Source organism: Aeromicrobium sp. CnD17-E (assembly GCF_024124745.1).
Lineage (GTDB): Bacteria > Actinomycetota > Actinomycetes > Propionibacteriales > Nocardioidaceae > Aeromicrobium.
The window spans coordinates 21,166-39,330 of record NZ_JAMXRU010000005.1; the positions used below are offsets into that span (position 1 = coordinate 21,166).

Annotated in this window: 18 protein-coding genes; 12 read left to right on the top strand and 6 right to left on the bottom strand. The window is 71.4% G+C overall.

Annotated elements, in window-relative coordinates:
• Positions 1-7: 7 nt before the first annotated feature.
• Both NH339_RS02165 and NH339_RS02170 read right to left on the bottom strand, forming a co-directional pair.
• On the bottom strand, positions 8-400 hold the full coding sequence (locus NH339_RS02165; protein ID WP_253022035.1) for a hypothetical protein: 393 nt from the start codon (positions 398-400) through the stop codon (positions 8-10).
• A 62-nt stretch (positions 401-462) separates the two neighbouring features.
• The gene (locus NH339_RS02170) at positions 463-1,116 is read right to left on the bottom strand and encodes an MBL fold metallo-hydrolase (RefSeq protein ID WP_253022037.1); all 654 of its coding nucleotides are present in this window, start codon (positions 1,114-1,116) and stop codon (positions 463-465) included.
• Positions 1,117-1,171: 55 nt separating this feature from the next.
• Between NH339_RS02170 and NH339_RS02175 the strand changes: the two genes are divergently transcribed.
• Positions 1,172-1,378 (top strand): hypothetical protein, encoded by a 207-nt coding sequence (locus tag NH339_RS02175; RefSeq protein ID WP_253022039.1) that lies wholly within the window; start codon positions 1,172-1,174, stop codon positions 1,376-1,378.
• Positions 1,379-1,510: 132 nt separating this feature from the next.
• Entirely contained in the window at positions 1,511-4,372 is a 2,862-nt protein-coding gene (gene uvrA, locus NH339_RS02180) for an excinuclease ABC subunit UvrA (protein WP_253022042.1), read from the top strand.
• A gap of 105 nt (positions 4,373-4,477) precedes the next feature.
• On the opposite strand, the gene NH339_RS02185 is transcribed toward uvrA, so the two are convergent.
• Complete coding sequence (locus tag NH339_RS02185; protein ID WP_253022044.1) at positions 4,478-5,461, bottom strand: type IV toxin-antitoxin system AbiEi family antitoxin domain-containing protein; 984 nt, start codon at positions 5,459-5,461, stop codon at positions 4,478-4,480.
• A gap of 234 nt (positions 5,462-5,695) precedes the next feature.
• On the opposite strand from NH339_RS02185, the gene uvrC reads away from it, so the two are divergent.
• The 10 genes from uvrC (at position 5,696) to NH339_RS02235 (ending at position 14,934) form a co-directional block, all read left to right on the top strand.
• The gene (gene uvrC / locus NH339_RS02190) at positions 5,696-7,636 is read left to right on the top strand and encodes an excinuclease ABC subunit UvrC (protein WP_253022046.1); all 1,941 of its coding nucleotides are present in this window, start codon (positions 5,696-5,698) and stop codon (positions 7,634-7,636) included.
• Entirely contained in the window at positions 7,633-8,493 is an 861-nt protein-coding gene (gene rapZ / locus NH339_RS02195) for an RNase adapter RapZ (RefSeq protein WP_067857711.1), read from the top strand. Before uvrC ends, rapZ begins: the two co-directional genes overlap by 4 nt.
• Entirely contained in the window at positions 8,490-9,458 is a 969-nt protein-coding gene (yvcK, locus tag NH339_RS02200; RefSeq protein WP_253022048.1) for a uridine diphosphate-N-acetylglucosamine-binding protein YvcK, read from the top strand. The genes rapZ and yvcK overlap by 4 nt, the downstream gene beginning before the upstream one ends.
• A gap of 38 nt (positions 9,459-9,496) precedes the next feature.
• Positions 9,497-10,480, top strand: a complete 984-nt coding sequence (gene whiA / locus NH339_RS02205) for a DNA-binding protein WhiA (protein ID WP_067857702.1) — start codon at positions 9,497-9,499, stop codon at positions 10,478-10,480.
• On the top strand, positions 10,461-11,246 hold the full coding sequence (locus NH339_RS02210; RefSeq protein ID WP_253022050.1) for a putative protein N(5)-glutamine methyltransferase: 786 nt from the start codon (positions 10,461-10,463) through the stop codon (positions 11,244-11,246). Before whiA ends, NH339_RS02210 begins: the two co-directional genes overlap by 20 nt.
• Before the next feature lie 62 nt (positions 11,247-11,308).
• Positions 11,309-12,313 carry a type I glyceraldehyde-3-phosphate dehydrogenase gene (gene gap / locus NH339_RS02215; protein ID WP_067857696.1) on the top strand — a complete coding sequence of 335 codons (1,005 nt, stop codon included), beginning with the start codon at positions 11,309-11,311 and terminating at the stop codon, positions 12,311-12,313.
• Position 12,314: 1 nt separating this feature from the next.
• Positions 12,315-13,532 (top strand): phosphoglycerate kinase, encoded by a 1,218-nt coding sequence (gene pgk, locus NH339_RS02220; protein WP_253022052.1) that lies wholly within the window; start codon positions 12,315-12,317, stop codon positions 13,530-13,532.
• On the top strand, positions 13,532-14,326 hold the full coding sequence (tpiA, locus tag NH339_RS02225; protein WP_253022054.1) for a triose-phosphate isomerase: 795 nt from the start codon (positions 13,532-13,534) through the stop codon (positions 14,324-14,326). Before pgk ends, tpiA begins: the two co-directional genes overlap by 1 nt.
• Positions 14,327-14,342: 16 nt before the next feature.
• A complete protein-coding gene (secG, locus tag NH339_RS02230) occupies positions 14,343-14,579 on the top strand; it encodes a preprotein translocase subunit SecG (protein WP_253022056.1) in 237 nt (78 codons plus the stop codon).
• Between the two features lies 1 nt (position 14,580).
• On the top strand, positions 14,581-14,934 hold the full coding sequence (locus NH339_RS02235) for an RNA polymerase-binding protein RbpA (protein WP_067857684.1): 354 nt from the start codon (positions 14,581-14,583) through the stop codon (positions 14,932-14,934).
• An 85-nt stretch (positions 14,935-15,019) separates the two neighbouring features.
• On the opposite strand, the gene pgl is transcribed toward NH339_RS02235, so the two are convergent.
• Genes pgl through zwf form a run of 3 tightly spaced genes read right to left on the bottom strand, consistent with a single transcriptional unit; the run spans position 15,020 to position 18,158 of the window.
• Complete coding sequence (gene pgl, locus NH339_RS02240; RefSeq protein ID WP_253022058.1) at positions 15,020-15,742, bottom strand: 6-phosphogluconolactonase; 723 nt, start codon at positions 15,740-15,742, stop codon at positions 15,020-15,022.
• Positions 15,742-16,641 (bottom strand): glucose-6-phosphate dehydrogenase assembly protein OpcA, encoded by a 900-nt coding sequence (locus tag NH339_RS02245; RefSeq protein ID WP_253022060.1) that lies wholly within the window; start codon positions 16,639-16,641, stop codon positions 15,742-15,744. The genes pgl and NH339_RS02245 overlap by 1 nt, the downstream gene beginning before the upstream one ends.
• Positions 16,641-18,158: a glucose-6-phosphate dehydrogenase gene (gene zwf / locus NH339_RS02250; RefSeq protein ID WP_253022110.1), complete on the bottom strand. Its 1,518-nt coding sequence runs from the start codon at positions 18,156-18,158 to the stop codon at positions 16,641-16,643. Before zwf ends, NH339_RS02245 begins: the two co-directional genes overlap by 1 nt.
• Positions 18,159-18,165: the final 7 nt, after the last annotated feature.

An 18,165-nucleotide genomic window follows, 5' to 3' on the forward strand; every position in this document is an offset into this window, starting at 1 on the left:
AGCCCGGTCAGGTCTGCGACTCCTGGTCGGGGGAGTCCTCGGGCTGCGCGTCGCCGCACTGCCCGAGGGTCGTGGCCTGGTGCCGCTTGAAGTCCGGGGACGACTCGAACGCCCGGCGGTACTGGTCGGCGGGCAGTGCCGCGTAGTACTCGACGGCCTCGAGAAGCTCGTCGGCCCGCGGGTCGTCGGTCGCGTCGGCGAGGCGTCGCGCAGGGTCGAGCGCGGCCTGGAACCGCTTGATGGTCTCGGGGAAGTCGTTCTCGTTGAACGCGGCCACGCCCGAGCGCACCAGGCCGCACGTCTGGTCGAACGCGCGCTGCGCGGTCCCGTCGTCGCCCCCGCCGCCGGTGCAGCCGGCCGTCAGTGCCAGGACGGCGGCTGCGACGGCGAACGATCTCACGCTCGCAGCGTAGGCAGGGTCGCGCGGTTCCGCAGGTCAGCGGCTGCCGCGAGCGCGGCCGTTCACCAGCCGCGCTCGCGCCACTCCGGCAGGTGGGGGCGCTCCGCGCCGAGCGTCGTGTCGCTGCCGTGGCCGGGGTAGACGTGCGTGTCGTCGGGGAAGCGGTCGAACAGCTTCGTCTCGACCTCGCCGATCAGGGCGGTGAAGTCCTCGGGCGTCCAGGTCTTGCCGACGCCGCCGGGGAAGAGGTCGTCGCCGACGAACAGGTGGACCACGCCGTCGGGGTCGTCGTAGGCGAGCACGATCGAGCCCGGCGTGTGGCCGACGACCTCGATGACCTCGAGCTCGCACGAGCCGACCCGCACGCGTGCGCCGGTCGCGACGGTGCGGTCCGACGCGACGTCGATGCCCTCCGCGTCGCGTTCGCCGGCGACCGTCTCGGCGCCGGTGGCGTCCTTGACCGCGGCGAGGGCGCCCCAGTGGTCGTGGTGGCGGTGCGTGGTGACGATCCGCGCCAGGCCGGCGTCGCCGACGAGCTCGAGGAGCCGGTCGGGCTCGGCCGCGGCGTCGACGAGCACCTGCTCGCCCGTGAGCTCGCAGCGCAAAAGGTACGCGTTGTTGCTCATCTCGCCGACCGCCAGCTTCGTGATCCGCAGGTCGCCCGCGGACTGCACGTCGGCGGGACCGCCGACCTCGACCTCACCCGTGTACGTCATGATGCTGATCCTAGGCGGACGGGAGCGGCCCGGTCGGTGAGCAGGGGAGCGGACGATGAACGGTGCAGAGCTCGCAGGACGACTGATCGGTTTCGTCATCTTCCTGGCCGTGCCGATCGTGATGATCGTCGTCGGCCAGCGGCGCAAGCGCGAGTCCGGAGGGCAGCGGGGTGGGGTGCTGTTCGTCAGCGGCATCGTGCTCCTGGTGCTGGTGGTGCTCGGCATCCTCGGCTCCGCGGGCCAGATGAGCACCGCTCCCTGAGCCGGGCTCGCTCGATCGGCGCGTCGGGCCCGTGGGTGAGGTCACCGTCGCCCGACGTGTTTCTGTCGGCGGTCGCGACTAGGGTCGAGCACGTATGCATACTCCTGTCTTCGTAGCCCTGGAGGGACGCTCGTGACGTCGGACCGCATCGTCGTGCGCGGCGCCCGTGAGCACAACCTCAAGGACGTCTCCCTCGACCTCCCGCGCGACGCCCTCATCGTCTTCACCGGCCTGTCCGGCTCCGGCAAGTCGTCGCTCGCCTTCGACACGATCTTCGCCGAAGGACAGCGTCGCTACGTCGAGTCGCTCTCCGCGTACGCCCGCCAGTTCCTCGGGCAGATGGACAAGCCCGACGTCGACTTCATCGAGGGTCTCTCGCCAGCGGTCTCCATCGACCAGAAGTCCACGTCGCGCAACCCGCGCTCCACGGTCGGCACGATCACCGAGGTCTACGACTACCTGCGTCTGCTGTTCGCGCGCGCCGGTCGGGCCCACTGCCCCGAGTGCGGCGAGCCGATCTCGCGCCAGACGCCCCAGCAGATCGTCGACCGCATCCTCGCCATGCCCGAGGGTGCCCGGTTCCAGGTGCTCGCGCCCGTCATCCGCGGCCGCAAGGGCGAGTACCTCGAGCTGTTCAAGCAGCTCCAGCAGCAGGGCTTCAGCCGCACGATCGTCGACGGCCAGGTCCACAACCTCGCCGACGAGCCGCCGAAGCTCGCCAAGCAGAAGAAGCACACCATCGACGTCGTCGTCGACCGGCTCCAGGTCAAGGAGTCCATGCAGCAGCGGCTCACCGAGTCCGTCGAGACGGCGCTCGGCATCGCCGACGGGCTCGTGCTCGCCGACTTCGTCGACCTCGACGACGACGACCCGAACCGCGTGCGCCGCTTCTCCGAGAAGCTGGCCTGCCCGAACGACCACCCGCTGGCCGTCGACGAGCTGGAGCCCCGGTCGTTCTCGTTCAACGCCCCCTTCGGCGCCTGCCCGGAGTGCCACGGCCTCGGCACCCGCATGGAGGTCGACCCCGAGCTCGTCGTGCCCGACCCGACGAAGTCGATCAGCGACGGGGCCATCGCGCCGTGGAGCTACAACCAGGTCTCGGAGTACTTCCTGCGGATCACGCAGGCGCTCGCCGAGGAGATGGGCTTCTCCACCGACACCCCCTACGGGAAGCTGCCGAAGAAGGCTCAGGACGTGCTCATGCACGGCCACCCCGACAAGGTGCACGTCACCTACAAGAACCGCTACGGCCGGCAGCGGTCGTACTACACGGCGTTCGAGGGTGCGATCGCGTTCATCGAGCGTCGCTACGCCGAGACGGAGTCCGAGACCAACCGCGAGCGGCTCGAGGGCTTCATGCGCGAGGTGCCGTGCGGCGAGTGCGGCGGCAGCCGGCTCAAGCCCGTCATCCGCGCCGTCCTCATCAACCACCCCGAGCTCGGCCCCAAGAACATCGCCGAGGTCAGCAACCTCTCCATCGCCGAGGCGGCCGAGTACCTCAAGGGCCTCGAGATGACCGACCGCGAGCGCCAGATCGGCGAGCGCGTGCTCAAGGAGATCCACGAGCGGCTGCGGTTCCTGCTCGACGTCGGCCTCGACTACCTCAGCCTCGACCGAGCGGCGGGGTCGTTGTCCGGCGGCGAGGCGCAGCGCATCCGACTCGCCACCCAGATCGGGGCCGGTCTCGTCGGCGTCCTGTACGTCCTCGACGAGCCGTCGATCGGGCTGCACCAGCGCGACAACCACCGGCTCATCGAGACCCTCGTCCGGCTGCGCGACATGGGCAACACGCTCATCGTCGTCGAGCACGACGAGGACACCATCAAGGCAGCCGACTGGGCCGTCGACATCGGTCCCGGTGCCGGCGAGCACGGCGGACAGGTGATCGTGTCCGGGCCGGTCAAGCAGCTGCTCAGGAGCAAGGACTCCGTCACCGGCCAGTACCTCTCCGGACGGCAGTCGATCCCCGTGCCCGAGGTACGGCGTCCGCGCGAGAAGGGTCGTGAGATCACGATCCACGGTGCGCGCGAGAACAACCTGCGCGACATCGACGTCACGTTCCCGCTCGGCCAGCTCGTGGCGGTCACGGGCGTGTCGGGGTCGGGCAAGTCGACGCTCGTCAACGACATCCTCTACACGTCGCTCGCACGGCAGATCTACGGCGCGCGCACCATCCCCGGACGTCACCGGACCATCAGCGGTGCCGACAACGTCGACAAGATCATCCACGTCGACCAGTCGCCGATCGGTCGGACGCCGCGGTCGAACCCGGCCACCTACACGGGCGTGTTCGACCACGTCCGCAAGCTGTTCGCGCAGACGCCCGAGGCGAAGATGCGCGGCTACCAGCAGGGTCGCTTCTCGTTCAACGTCAAGGGCGGTCGCTGCGAGGCGTGCTCCGGCGACGGGACCATCAAGATCGAGATGAACTTCCTGCCCGACGTGTACGTGCCGTGCGAGGTCTGCCACGGTGCCCGCTACAACCGCGAGACGCTCGAGGTGCGTTACAAGGGTCGCACCATCGCCGAGGTGCTCGACATGCCGATCGAGGAGGCCGTCGAGTTCTTCGAGGCCATCCCCGCGATCGCTCGTCACCTGCGCACGCTGGTCGACGTCGGGCTCGGCTACGTCCGCCTCGGCCAGAGCGCCCCGACGCTCTCCGGCGGCGAGGCGCAGCGCGTGAAGCTCGCCTCGGAGCTGCAGAAGCGCTCGACCGGTCGGACCCTGTACGTGCTCGACGAGCCCACCACCGGCCTGCACTTCGAGGACATCCGCAAGCTGCTGCTCGTCCTGGGCCGCCTCGTCGACTCCGGCAACTCGGTCGTCGTCATCGAGCACAACCTCGACGTCATCAAGACCGCCGACTGGCTCATCGACATGGGCCCCGAGGGCGGGTCCGGCGGCGGCACCCTCCTCGCCGAGGGCACCCCCGAGCACGTCGCGACCGTCGAGGCCTCCCACACCGGCCGCTTCCTCGCCCCCCTCCTCACCTGACCGGATCGGAGATTCCCAGGTCGACCTGGGAATCTCCGCCGAGCACGGGAAACTCAGCGGCGCACGGAGAGCTTTCCGTGCGCCGCTGAGATCTCCGTGCCTCGGTCACGCGATGTGGCGCCGACCGCGGCGATAGATGCGGTCGGACTGCTCGAGCTCGTGGGCGATGCGTCGACCCGTCGCCCCTGCCCGCCTCGGCGTCACTTCCGCGAAGGTGGCACGAGAGACGCCGAAGTCACGGCGTCGTATCCGGTCTTCGCGGTGCTTCTCGCGCACGACGACGTCGCTCGCGTCCTCGCCCGGCCGAAGGTCGCGCCAGTACTTGCGCCGACCGTCGACCTCGCCGACGTGACGCTGCTCCGGCCATCCCACATCGGTCCAGGCGAAGACCTCTCCGCGATCGTCGGCGACAGGGAACTGCGTGACCGGGATCGGTAGTCCGGCCTCGAAGCACGCCTGCCGGAGCAGCGACTCGGCCGCCGTGTGTGCTCCGGGGTCCGCCCGACGCACGACGAGTCGCGCCATCCGAGACCCGTGCCATCCCCGGAAGCGTCCGGCAGCCTCCTGGAGCGCTGCGCGGTCGGCCAGGCCCAGGTGCAGCGCCGAGTCCAAGACGACGAGCGCGCGCCGGACGTCCTGACCGCACGCCACCTGGAACGCAGCGTGGTCGGCTCGCACCGCCGGAAGCCCGGAGGGAGTCTCGACGACCTCGACGCCATCGAGCCTGCGATGGTGGTGCACCCCCGACTCCGACCGTGCCGACCCGGGATCGAGCCTCATCACATGGACGACTCGCAGGTCGACCGCCCAGGTGGCAAGCCCGTGCGCGATCGCCGCACTGTGGTGCGACAACGCCATGCTTCCCGGCGCGAACTTCGCCAGCACGCTGCGAGCGAGGAGCAGGTGGCGCTGCTCCCCGTCGAGGGACGCGAGGACTTGCGGCAGCGCGTAGGTCCCGACACGGATCCGTGTCAGCAGGCCTGCCATCACGTGCGCCGCGATGCTCTGGTCGCTCCACCCCAACGCGAGAAGGTCCGACCGCAGGACGAATCCTCCCCGTTCCCTCGCGGCGAGCTCGACTTCGTTCATGTACACGAGCCTCGCGTCTGCTCGGCACAGTCGGAACGCCTCGTGGCGGCCCTGTGGATGACAGCGATCTCCGCGGAATCCCATGTGGATGGCCGACACGAGGCACGGGAATCTCAGCGAAGCACGGAGAGCAAGCCGTGCTTCGCTGAGATTCCCGCGCTGCGTCGGAGATTCCCAGGTCGACCTGGGAATCTCCGCGCCGAGGGTGTCGGTGGGGGCTCGTAGGGTGGGGGAGTGGCGGATCCAGCGACCTATCGGCCGGCTCCGGGGGAGATCCCCGTCGAGCCTGGGGTGTACCGGTTCCGGGACGCGCAGGGGAGGGTCATCTACGTCGGGAAGGCGAAGTCCCTCCGCGCCCGGCTGAACTCCTACTTCCAGGACGTCGCGGGACTGCACGAGCGCACCGCGCGGATGGTCACCACGGCCGCATCCGTCGACTGGACCGTGGTCACCACGGAGGTCGAGGCGCTGCAGCTCGAGTACACGTGGATCAAGGAGTTCGACCCGCGGTTCAACGTCAAGTACCGCGACGACAAGAGCTACCCGTGGCTCGCGGTCACGGTCGGCGAGGAGGTGCCGCGCGTGCAGGTCATGCGCGGCGCGCAGCGCAAGGGCGTGCGCTACTTCGGCCCCTACGGGCACGCCTGGGCCATCCGCGACACCGTCGACACCCTCCTGCGCGTGTTCCCGATGCGCTCCTGCTCGGCGGGCGTCTACCGACGCGCGCAGGGCATCGGTCGTCCCTGCCTGCTCGGCGACATCGGCAAGTGCGCCGCGCCGTGCGTCGGACGGGTAACGCCCGAGGAGCATCGCGACATCGTCGACGACTTCATGGCCTTCATGGGCGGGCAGACCTCCGGCTTCGTCAAGGGCATCGAGCAGAAGATGCGCCACGCCGCGGAGCAGCAGGAGTACGAGCTGGCCGCCAAGTACCGCGACGACCTCGGGGCGCTGCGGCGGGCGCTCGAGAAGCAGACGGTCGTGCTCGGCGACGGCACCGACGCCGACGTGCTCGGCTTCGTCGACGACCCGCTCGAGGTCGCCGTGCAGATCTTCTCCGTCCGGGGCGGACGGATCCGCGGCCAGCGCGGGTGGGTCGCCGACAAGGCCGACGAGGCCGACTTCCCCGAGCTCGTGCAGCGCGCCGTCATGACCCTCTACGAGAACACCGCCACCGAGGCCATCCCGCGCCAGGTGCTCGTGCCCGAGCTGCCCGCCGACGTCGACGCCGTCACCGAGCTGCTCACCGAGCTGCGCGGCGGGCCGGTGCGCATCCGGGTGCCCCAGCGGGGCGACAAGAAGCGCCTGCTCGAGACCGTCGAGCAGAACGCGCAGCAAGTCATGGCCCGGCACAAGCTCAAGCGCGCCGGCGACCTCACCGCCCGCAGCAAGGCGCTGGAGGAGATCCAGGAGTACCTCGACCTGCCCACCGCGCCGCTGCGCATCGAGTGCTACGACGTGTCCAACCTGCAGGGCACCGAGATCGTGGCCTCCATGGTCGTCTTCGAGGACGGCTTGCCGCGCAAGGGCGAGTACCGCCGCTTCACCATCCGCCACGAGGGCCAGAGCGACGTCGCCGCCATGCACGAGGTCATCACCCGACGCTTCCAGCGGCTGCTGAAGGCCCGCAAGGAGGGCGACGAGGTGCCCGGCATCGACCCCGAGACCGGGCTGCCGCGCAAGTTCGCCTACGCGCCTGGGCTGGTCGTCGTCGACGGCGGCCCGCCGCAGGTCGCGGCGGCGCAGGCGGCCATGGACGAGCTCGGCATCACCGACGTCGCCCTGTGCGGGCTCGCGAAGCGGCTGGAGGAGGTGTGGGTTCCTCACGACGTCGACCCCGTCATCTTCCCGCGGACCAGCGAGGCGCTCTACCTCCTGCAGCGCGTGCGCGACGAGGCCCACCGCTTCGCGATCACCCACCACCGGCAGCGCCGTGCGAAGGCGATGACCGGCAGCGCGCTCGACGACGTCCCCGGACTCGGACCGAGCCGGCGCAAGGCCCTCATGGCCGCGTTCGGGTCGGTCCGCAAGATCCGCGCCGCGAGCGTCGAGGAGGTGGCGGCCGTGCCCGGCTTCGGCCGCGCTACGGCAGAATCCGTCGTGGCGGCACTCGCCGCCGACACGCCCGGGCCCACCGTCGACACCGCGACGGGGGAGATCGTGGAGGACCGATGACCCCGCTGACCACCTTCGTCGTCGTCACCGGCATGACCGGTGCGGGTCGCGGCACCGCCGCGAAGGCGCTCGAGAAGCTCGGCTACTACGTCATCGACAACCTGCCCGCCGCGATGATCGAGGAGGCCGTCGACGCCGTGCAGGGCGCCGACGTCCCGCGACTGGCCGTCGTCGTCGACTCCCGCTCCGGCGCGTTCTTCGGCGGCCTCACCGACGCGCTCGAGTCGCTGCGCGAGCGCGGCATCCGGGCGCGCGTGCTCTACCTCGAGGCTGCCGACGAGGTCCTCGTCCGGCGTCAGGAGGCCGCGCGCCGCCCGCACCCGCTCAGCATGGAGGGCCGGCTGCTCGACGGCTTCAACCGCGAGCGCGAGCTCCTGCGCACCGTCCGTGGGCGCGCCGACATCGTCATCGACACCACGCGGCTCAACATCCACCACCTCGCCCGGCGGGTCCAGGCCGCGTTCGAGGAGCCCGGCGCGCTGGGCCTGCGGGCGTCGGTGATGTCGTTCGGCTTCAAGTACGGCATCCCCATCGACGCCGACATGGTCGCCGACATGCGCTTCCTGCCCAACCCGTACTGGGTCGAGGAGCTGCGACCCATGAGCGGCCTCGACGCCCCGGTCAGCGAGTACGTGCTCAGCCAGCCGAAGGCCGAGGAGTTCCTCGACTCCTACGAGAACCTCGTCGACATGCTCACCGACGGGTTCCTGCACGAGGACAAGCGCTTCCTGACCATCGCGATCGGCTGCACCGGCGGACGTCACCGCAGCGTCGCCATGTCCGAGGCGTTCGCCGAGCGGCTGCGCGGCCACGGCGTGCGCACGCTCGTCGTCCACCGCGACCTGGGGCGCGAGTGACCACCCCGCCGACGGCACCGCCCGGCGGCGTCCGGGTCGTCGCCCTCGGCGGCGGGCACGGGCTCGCCGCCAGCCTGTCCGCGCTGCGCCTGCTCGACACCCAGCTCACCGGCATCGTCACCGTCGCCGACAACGGCGGCTCGTCCGGCCGGCTTCGCGAGGAGCTGGGGGTGCTGCCGCCCGGCGACCTGCGCATGGCGCTCGCCGCCCTGTGCGCCGACGACCAGTGGGGTCGGCAGTGGGCCACCGTCCTGCAGCACCGCTTCAGCAGCGACGGCCCGCTCGACCAGCACGCCGTCGGCAACCTGCTCATCGCGGCGATCTGGGGGATCCTCGACGACCACGTCGCCGGGCTCGACCTCGTCGGCGACCTGCTCGGCGCGCGGGGCCGGGTGCTCCCCATGGCCGCCGTACCGCTGCACATCGAGGCCGACGTCCACCTGCACGCCGACCCGGACCGGCTCACCGTCGTGCGGGGGCAGGCCCAGGTCGCGTCCGTCGACGGGCAGGTGGTCAGCGTCCGGCTCGACCCGGAGGACCCGCCGGCCTGTCCCGAGGCCGTCGAGGCCGTGGAGGCGGCCGACTGGGTCGTCGTCGGCCCCGGCTCGTGGTTCACCTCGGTCATGCCGAACCTGCTGGTGCCGCAGCTGCGCGACGCGCTCGAGCGCACCTCGGCGCGCCGTGCGCTCGTGCTCAACCTCAGCGAGCAGGAGGGCGAGACCGAGGGGCTGTCGCCGACCGACCACCTCGAGGTGCTCGCCGCGCACGCCCCCGACCTGCGGCTCGACGTCGTCCTCGCCGACCACTCGCTGGTCGACGACGCGGGCGTGCTCGAGCGGGCCGCGCGGTCGCTCGGTGCACGCGTCGTGGCGGCCGACGTCGCGGTCGCCCGGGGCGCCGACCAGCACGACCCCGCCCGGCTGGCCCGGGCCTTCGAAGGGTTCTTGCGCGCGGGCATACAGTGAGGGTCTGACTGCACGCGACGACGTTGGAGGACGCCCGCATGGCCATGACGGCTCAGGTCAAGTCGGAGCTCGCGAGCACCACGGTGACGAAGGCGTGCTGCCGCAAGGCGGAGGTCGCGTCGATGCTGCGCTTCGCCGGCGGTCTGCACATCGTGGCGGGTCGCATCGTGGTGGAGGCCGAGCTCGACACCGGCGCCGTGGCGCGTCGTCTGCGCCGCGACATCCAGGAGGTCTACGGGCACGCGAGCGAGATCCTCGTCGTCCAGGGCACGAACCTGCGCAAGGGCACGCACTACGTGGTGCGGGTGGCGAAGGACGGCGAGGCCCTCGCCCGGCAGACCGGTCTCATCGACGCCAGCGGTCGCCCCGTCCGCGGGCTGCCGCCGCAGATCGTGTCCGGTGCGTCGTGCGACTCCGTCGCCGCCTGGCGCGGCACGTTCCTCGCGCACGGATCGCTCACCGAGCCCGGCCGCTCGTCGGCGCTGGAGGTGAGCTGCCCCGGCCCGGAGGCGGCGCTGGCGCTCGTGGGCGCCGCGCGCCGGCTCGGCATCAGTGCCAAGGCGCGTGAGGTGCGTGGTGGCGACCGCGTCGTCATCCGCGACGGCGAGGCCATCGGTGCGCTGCTGACCCGGCTCGGTGCCCACGAGACCCTGCTCGCCTGGGAGGAGCGCCGCATGCGCCGCGAGGTGCGTGCTACCGCCAACCGGCTCGCCAACTTCGACGACGCCAACCTGCGTCGTTCGGCCCGCGCGGCGGTCGCCGCGGGCGCCCGGGCGCAGCGCGCGCTGGAGATCCTCGGCGAGGACGTCCCCGACCACCTGCGCATGGCCGGCGACCTGCGGGTCGAGCACCGGCAGGCCAGCCTCGAGGAGCTCGGTGCCCTGCACGAGCCGCCGCTCACGAAGGACGCGATCGCGGGTCGCATCCGCCGCCTCCTGGCCATGGCCGACAAGCGCGCGTCCGACCTCGGCATCCCCGACACCGAGGCGAGCGTGAACGAGGATGCGCTCCCCGAGGCCTGACGCCGACGCCGTCGCGGCCCGTCTGCGCGCCGCCGGCTGCGTGTTCGCCCACGACGAGGCGCGGCTGCTGCTCGCCGAGCACGACGCGGGACGTCCGCTCGACGGCATGGTCGCCCGGCGGGTCGCCGGGGAGCCGCTCGAGCAGGTGCTCGGCTGGGCCGAGCTCGACGGCGTGCGCGTGCGGCTGCGGCCGGGCGTCTTCGTGCCGCGGCGTCGCTCCGTCGCCCTCGTCCGCGCGGCCCTCGAGGTCACCGAAGGCGAGGCTCGTCCGGTGGTCGTCGACCTCTGCTGCGGGTCGGGGGCCCTGGGGCTCGCGGTCGCCCGGTCGGTGCCCGACCTCGAGCTGCACGCGGCCGACGTCGACCCGGTGGCCTGTGCCTGCGCCCGCGACAACCTCGACGGGGTCGGCGAGGTCCACCAGGGCGACCTCCTCGACGCCCTGCCCACCGCCCTCGTCGGGCGGGTCGACCTCCTGCTCGTGAACGCGCCGTACGTCCCGACGGCGGACCTCGTCACGCTGCCGCGCGAGGCCCGCGACCACGAGCCCACGACCGCGCTCGACGGGGGCGTCGACGGTGTCGCGCTGCACCGCCGCGTCGCAGCCGGTGCGGGGCCCTGGGTCCGCCGCGGAGGACGGGTGCTGGTCGAGACCTCCGGACGTCAGGCGCCGCTCACCGTCGCCGGCTTCGCCCCGGCCGACTGGCACGTCGACGTGCTCACCGACGACGACCTCGGCGCGACCGTGGTGCGGGCGACTCGCCGGTAGCCGACGCGACTCGATAGGCTGGCGCCCACCACACCCCGACCCCAGTAGGAGCAGGTTTCACCGTGACCGTTCGCGTGGGCATCAACGGCTTCGGCCGCATCGGCCGCAACTTCTTCCGGGCGGCCCGTGCCGCCGGGACCGACATCGAGATCGTCGCCGTCAACGACCTGACGGACAACAAGACGCTCGCGACGCTCCTCAAGTACGACTCGATCCTCGGCCGCCTCGACGCCGACGTGTCCTACGACGACACGTCGATCACCGTCGGCGACCAGAAGATCGCCGCGTTCGCCGAGCGCGACCCCGCGAAGCTCGACTGGGCCTCGGTCGGCGTCGACATCGTCGTCGAGTCCACCGGCTTCTTCACCGACGCCACCAAGGCGAAGGCGCACGTCGACGGCGGCGCCAAGAAGGTCATCATCTCCGCCCCGGCGAAGAACGAGGACATCACCATCGTCATGGGCGTCAACCACGACCTCTACGACGGTGCGCAGCACACGGTCATCTCGAACGCCTCCTGCACCACCAACTGCCTCGCCCCGATGGCCAAGGCGCTCAACGACGCCCTCGGCATCGAGCAGGGCCTCATGACGACGATCCACGCGTACACGCAGGACCAGAACCTGCAGGACGCGCCGCACAGCGACCTGCGTCGCGCCCGCGCCGCCGCGCTCAACATCGTGCCCACCTCCACGGGTGCCGCGAAGGCCGTCAGCCTCGTGCTCCCCGAGCTCAAGGGAAAGCTCGACGGCTACGCGCTGCGCGTGCCCGTGCCCACCGGCTCGGCCACCGACCTCACCTTCACCGCGTCGCGCGAGACGTCGGTCGAGGAGGTCAACGAGATCCTCAAGACGGCCTCCGAGGGTGCGCTCAAGGGCTTCCTCACCTACACCGAGGACCCGATCGTCTCCTCCGACATCGTCACCGACCCGTCGTCGTGCATCTTCGACTCGGGCCTGACGAAGGTCATCGGCGACCAGGTCAAGGTCGTCGGCTGGTACGACAACGAGTGGGGCTACTCCAACCGCCTCGTCGACCTCGTCAAGCACGTCGGCGCGTCTCTCTGACGTGGCGGCCCAGACGATCGACGACCTGCTCGCGAGCCGCGGGGGAGACCTCAGCGGCACGCGGGTGCTGGTCCGCAGCGACCTGAACGTGCCGCTGGACGGCAGCACGATCACCGACGACGGCCGCGTGCGCGCCAGCGTCCCGACCATCCAGAAGCTCGCCGGTGCCGGTGCGCGCGTGCTCGTCACCGCACACCTCGGCCGGCCGAAGGGTGCGCCGGACCCGGCCTACTCGCTGGAGCCGGTCGCGGAGCGGCTCGCCGAGCTGCTCGGCACGCCCGTGCTCTTCGCCAACGACACGGTCGGCACCGAGGCGCAGCGGATCACCGCGGCGCTGCAGGACGGCCAGGTGGCCGTGCTCGAGAACGTCCGGTTCAACGAGGGCGAGACGAGCAAGGACGACGCCGTCCGCGGCGCGTTCGCCGACGAGCTCGCGGCGTTGGCCGACGTGTTCGTCTCCGACGGGTTCGGGGTCGTGCACCGCAAGCAGGCCAGCGTCTACGACGTCGCCACCCGGCTCCCGGCCGTGGTCGGCGGTCTCGTGCAGACGGAGGTGGAGGTGCTGGAGCGGCTCACCGAGTCGCCCGAGCGTCCCTACGTCGTCGTGCTGGGCGGGTCGAAGGTCTCCGACAAGCTGGGCGTCATCGACAACCTGATCGAGAAGGCCGACAGCCTGCTCATCGGCGGCGGCATGGTCTTCACGTTCCTCAAGGCGCAGGGCCACGACGTCGGCTCCTCGCTGCTCGAGGCCGACCAGCTCGACGTCGCCCGCGAGTACGTCGAGCGCGCTGCCGCGCAGGGCGTCGACCTCGTGCTCCCGACCGACGTCGTCGTCGCGCCGGAGTTCTCGGCCGACGCCCCCGCCACGGTCGTCGCCGCCGACGCGATCCCGGCCGACCAGATGGGCCTCGACATCGGCCCGGAGAGCGCGGAGCGCTTCGCCGAGGTCGTGCGCGGGGCGCGCACCGTGTTCTGGAACGGCCCCATGGGCGTGTTCGAGTTCGAGGCGTTCGCGGCCGGCACGAAGGCCGTCGCGCAGGCGCTCACCGAGGTGGACGGCCTGTCGGTCGTGGGTGGCGGCGACTCCGCCGCGGCGGTGCGTCAGCTCGGCTTCACCGACGACCAGTTCGGTCACATCTCCACCGGGGGCGGCGCGAGCCTCGAGTACCTCGAGGGCAAGACCCTGCCCGGCCTGCAGATCCTCGAGAAGGAGTCCTGATGGCACGCACCCCCCTCATGGCGGGCAACTGGAAGTCCAACCTCAACCACCAGGAGGCCGTCGTCCTGGTGCAGAAGCTGGCCTGGACGCTGCAGGACAAGAAGCACGACGCGGCCCGGTCCGAGGTCGTCGTCATCCCGCCCTTCACCGACATCCGCAGCGTGCAGACGCTCGTCGACGGCGACCGGCTGCCGATCCGCTACGGCGCGCAGGACGTGTCCGAGCACGACGGCGGGGCGTACACCGGCGAGGTCACGGCAGCGATGCTGGCCAAGCTCGGCTGCTCCTACGTCGTCGTCGGCCACTCCGAGCGCCGTGAGTACCACGGGGAGTCCGACGCGGTGGTGAACGCCAAGGCCACCCGAGCGCTGGCTGCCGACATCACGCCGATCGTCTGCGTGGGCGAGGGTCTGGAGGTCCGTCAGGCGGGCGACCACGTCTCGTACACGCTCGCCCAGCTCGACGGCTCGCTCGCCGGGCTGACGCCCGAGCAGGTCGCGGGCCTCGTCGTCGCCTACGAGCCCGTCTGGGCCATCGGCACCGGCGAGGTGGCCACCCCCGAGGACGCGCAGGAGGTGTGCGCGGCCATCCGGTCCCGGATCGCCGAGACCTGCTCTTCCGAGGCGGCGCAGGCGGTGCGTATCCTGTACGGCGGATCGGTGAAGGCGGCCAACATCGCCGCGATCATGGCCAAGTCCGACGTGGACGGTGCCCTGGTCGGCGGTGCGAGCCTCCAGGCGGAGGAGTTCGCCGCCATCGCCCGGTTCTACGACATGCCGGCCCTGCCCTCCTGATGGAAGACCTGAACCTGTGATCATCCTGTTGTCGTCCGTGCTGACGATCTCGAGCCTGCTCATGATCGTCCTGATCCTCATGCACAAGGGACGCGGAGGCGGTCTGTCCGACATGTTCGGCGGCGGCATCTCCAGCTCCCTCGGTGGCTCGTCCGTGGCCGAGCGCAACCTCGACCGCATCACCGTCGGCATCGCCGTCGTGTGGACGATCTCGGTCATCCTGCTGGGTCTCCTGCTGAAGGTGAGCAACTGACATGGCGGCGGGAGCGATCCGCGGCAGCCGCATCGGCTCGGGGCCGATGGGCGAGGCCGAGCGTGGCGAGGCCGCACCGCGCAAGGCGGTCACCTACTTCTGCGCGAACGACCACCAGACGGCGCTGAACTTCGCGCTCGAGGCGGAGCCGCCGGAGTCGTGGGACTGCCCGCGCTGCGGCCTGCCGGCCAGCCACGACGCCGAGAACCGTCCGACGGCCCCGAAGACAGAGCCCTACAAGACGCACCTGGCCTACGTGAAGGAGCGCCGCAGCGAGGACGAGGCGCAGGTGATCCTCACCGAGGCGCTCGACTCGCTCCGGTCGCGTCGCAAGTCCGGCGAGATCATCTTCTGACCGTCCCCACGGTCCGGAACGCCATCGCCCTCCACGCCGAGCGTGGAGGGCGATGGCGTTCCCGCACAGGGAACCGTGCTGGACGTCAGAGGCGGCCGGCGGCATCCTCGTCGAGGAACCAGAGCGTCTCGTCGCTCCCGTGCGCGCCGCGTGCCGGGGTCTCCTCCAGCGAGCCGTCGGCGGCGAGCGCTCGGGCCACCGCGTCGGCCTTGCCGTCGCCGGAGACGAGGAACCAGGTGGCGCGCGTGTGGTTCAACGCCGGGAAGGTCAGGCTCGTGCGCTCCGGCGGGGGCTTGGGGGAGTCGAAGACCTCCACGCAGCGGCGCTCCTGCTCGTGCAGCTGGGCGAAGCCGGGGAACAGCGACGCGACGTGCCCGTCGGGTCCGACGCCGAGCAGCACGACGTCGAAGGGCTCGTCGGGCAGCGAGGCGCCGTAGCCATCGGCCGCCTCCGCCATCGACGTCGAGCAGCCGTGCGCCGGCATGCTGTGCACCTGCGACGCCGGGACCGAGAGGCGGTCGAGGAAGCTGTCGTGCGCCTGCCGGTCGTTGCGGTCCTCGTGGCCCTCCGGCACGAAGCGCTCGTCGCCGAACCAGTAGACGACGTCGGACCAGTCGGCGGCCGCGGCGTCGAGCCGCTCGTAGATCGCGATCGCGATCGTGCCGCCGGTCAGCACCACGTGCGGCGTGCGTCCCTCGGCCTGGACCGCTGCGACGCGCTCGGCGAGCGCGGCGGCCACGGCCGCCGCGAGGGCGTCGGCGTCGGGATGGACGAGGGTGCGGGCCGCGGGGGCCGAGGCGTCGGACATCAGGACTCCAGGAGGTGGGTGAGGGTCTCGTGGTAGACGTCGTCGGCGTCGAGACGGCGCAGGTCCTCGGCGAGCAGCTCCGCCAGGGTGCGCGGGCCGAGGGGTACGTGCCGTGGCGCGGCGCCCGGGATCGAGAACAGGCAGGTCTCGGCGTCGATGCGCTCGATGGTCACGTCGCCGGCGTCGGTCTCCAGCACGACGCGGGCGATCTGCTCGCCCGCGCTGCGCCGCTCGGTGACCGGCACCCGCAGCCGCGACTGCAGCCACGCGGTCAGCAGGCGGGCCGCCGGGTTGCCCGACCCCGCCTCGACGCTGCCGCGGTGCACGGTGCCTGTGGCCTGGTCGAGCGCGGCCGCCAGCAGGGCGCGCCACGGCGTCAGGCGTGTCCACGAGAGGTCCGTGTCGCCCGGGCTGTAGTGCCGCGCCGTCGTCTTCAGCGTGCGGACCGGGGAGTCCGACGCCTCGGCGTCGGTGAGCCGGCGCTGCGCGAGCCGGCCGATCGGGTCCTCGGAGGGGTTCGTCGGGGGCTTGCCCGGCCACCACACCACGACGGGGGAGTCGGGCAGGAGCAGGGGGAGCACGACCGACTCCGCGTGCTTGGTGAGTGGTCCGGAGAGCCGCAGCAGGATGGACTCGCCGGCCGCGTTCTCGCCCACCCGCACGGTGGCGTCGACGCGGGGATGGCCGCGTCCGTCGCCGAGCACGATGCCGATGACGCGCGACGGGTGCTCGCGCGAGAGCGCCGCAGCCGTGCGCAGCGACTCGCCGACCGTCTCGTCGTCGGTGACCACGAGCGCCGTGAGCACCATGTCCATGGCGGGACTGCCGGAGTCGACGCGGGCGCGGACGAGGGCGCGGGCGATCTGCGGCGACGTCGTGTTCTCGAGGTTGATCTGCATCAGGGACGCCTCCAGGTGCGGCCGTCGCGCTCCATCATGGCGTCGGCGGTGGGCGGACCCCACGTGCCCGACGTGTAGGTGTCGATGGTCTTCTCACGCTGCCAGTGGGCGATGACCGGGTCGAGGATCTTCCAGGAGAGCTCGACCTCCTCCTGCTGCGGGAAGAGTGGCGGGTCGCCCAGGAGCACGTCGAGGATGAGCCGCTCGTACGCCTCCGGGCTGCTCTCGACGAAGGCTCCGCCGTAGGCGAAGTCCATGAGCACGTCGCGGATCTCCATCGTCGTGCCGGGGACCTTCGCGCCGAAGCGCAGCGTGACGCCCTCGTCGGGCTGGATCCGCATGACGAGCGCGTTGCGGCCCAGCTCCTCGATGTCGTTCTTGCTGAACGGCTGGTGCGGTGCCGCCTTGAAGACGACGGCCACCTCGGTCACGCGGCGACCCAGCCGCTTGCCGGTGCGCAGGTAGAACGGCACGCCGGCCCACCGCCGTGTGGCGATGTCGATCTTGATGGCCGCGTACGTCTCCGTGCGCGAGCCCTCCGGGATGCCCTGCTCCTCCAGGTAGCCGACCACGTGCTCGCCGCCGGCCCAGCCGGCGGTGTACTGGGCCTGCGCCGTGTGCTGGGCCATCGGGGTGGCGGGGCGTGCGTTCGCGAGGATCTTCTGCTTCTCCAGCCGGAGGCTCTCGGCGTTGAAGGAGACGGGCTCCTCCATCGCGATGAGCGCCATCAGCTGCAGCAGGTGGTTCTGGATCACGTCGCGCGCCGCGCCGATGCCGTCGTAGTAGCCCGCCCGGGTGCCGATGCCGATGTCCTCGGCCATGGTGATCTGGACGTGGTCGACGTAGTGGCTGTTCCACAGCGGCTCGAACATGCCGTTGGCGAAGCGGAGCGCCAGGATGTTCTGGACCGTCTCCTTGCCGAGGTAGTGGTCGATGCGGAACACGCTCTCGCGCGGGAAGACCTCCGAGACGAGCGTGTTCAGCTCCCGGGCCGACGCGAGGTCGTGCCCGAAGGGCTTCTCGATGACGACGCGGCGCCAGCCACCGGACTGGTCGGCGAGCCCGTGCTCCTTGATCTTGCCGACGACCACGGGGAACAGGCCAGGCGGGATCGACAGGTAGAACGCGTGGTTGCCGCCCGTGCCCTGCTGCTCGTCGAGCTCGGCCATGGTCGCGGCCAGCTGGAGCCACGCGGCGTCGTCGTCGAAGGATCCCGGCACGAAGCGGATGCCCGCCTCGAGCTGGGTCCAGACGGTCTCGCGCCACGGCGTGCGGGCTCCCGCCTGCGCGGCGGCCTTGAGCATCTCCGAGAACGACTGGTCGCCGAAGTCCTGCCGGGCGAAGCCGACGAGGGCGAAGCCCGGCGGGAGCAGGCCGCGATTGGCGAGGTCGTAGATCGCCGGGATCAGCTTCTTGCGCGCCAGGTCGCCCGTGACGCCGAACATGACCACGCTGCACGGACCCGCGATGCGCGGCAGGCGCCGGTCGCGGACGTCGCGCAGCGGGTTGCTCTGCATCGCCACG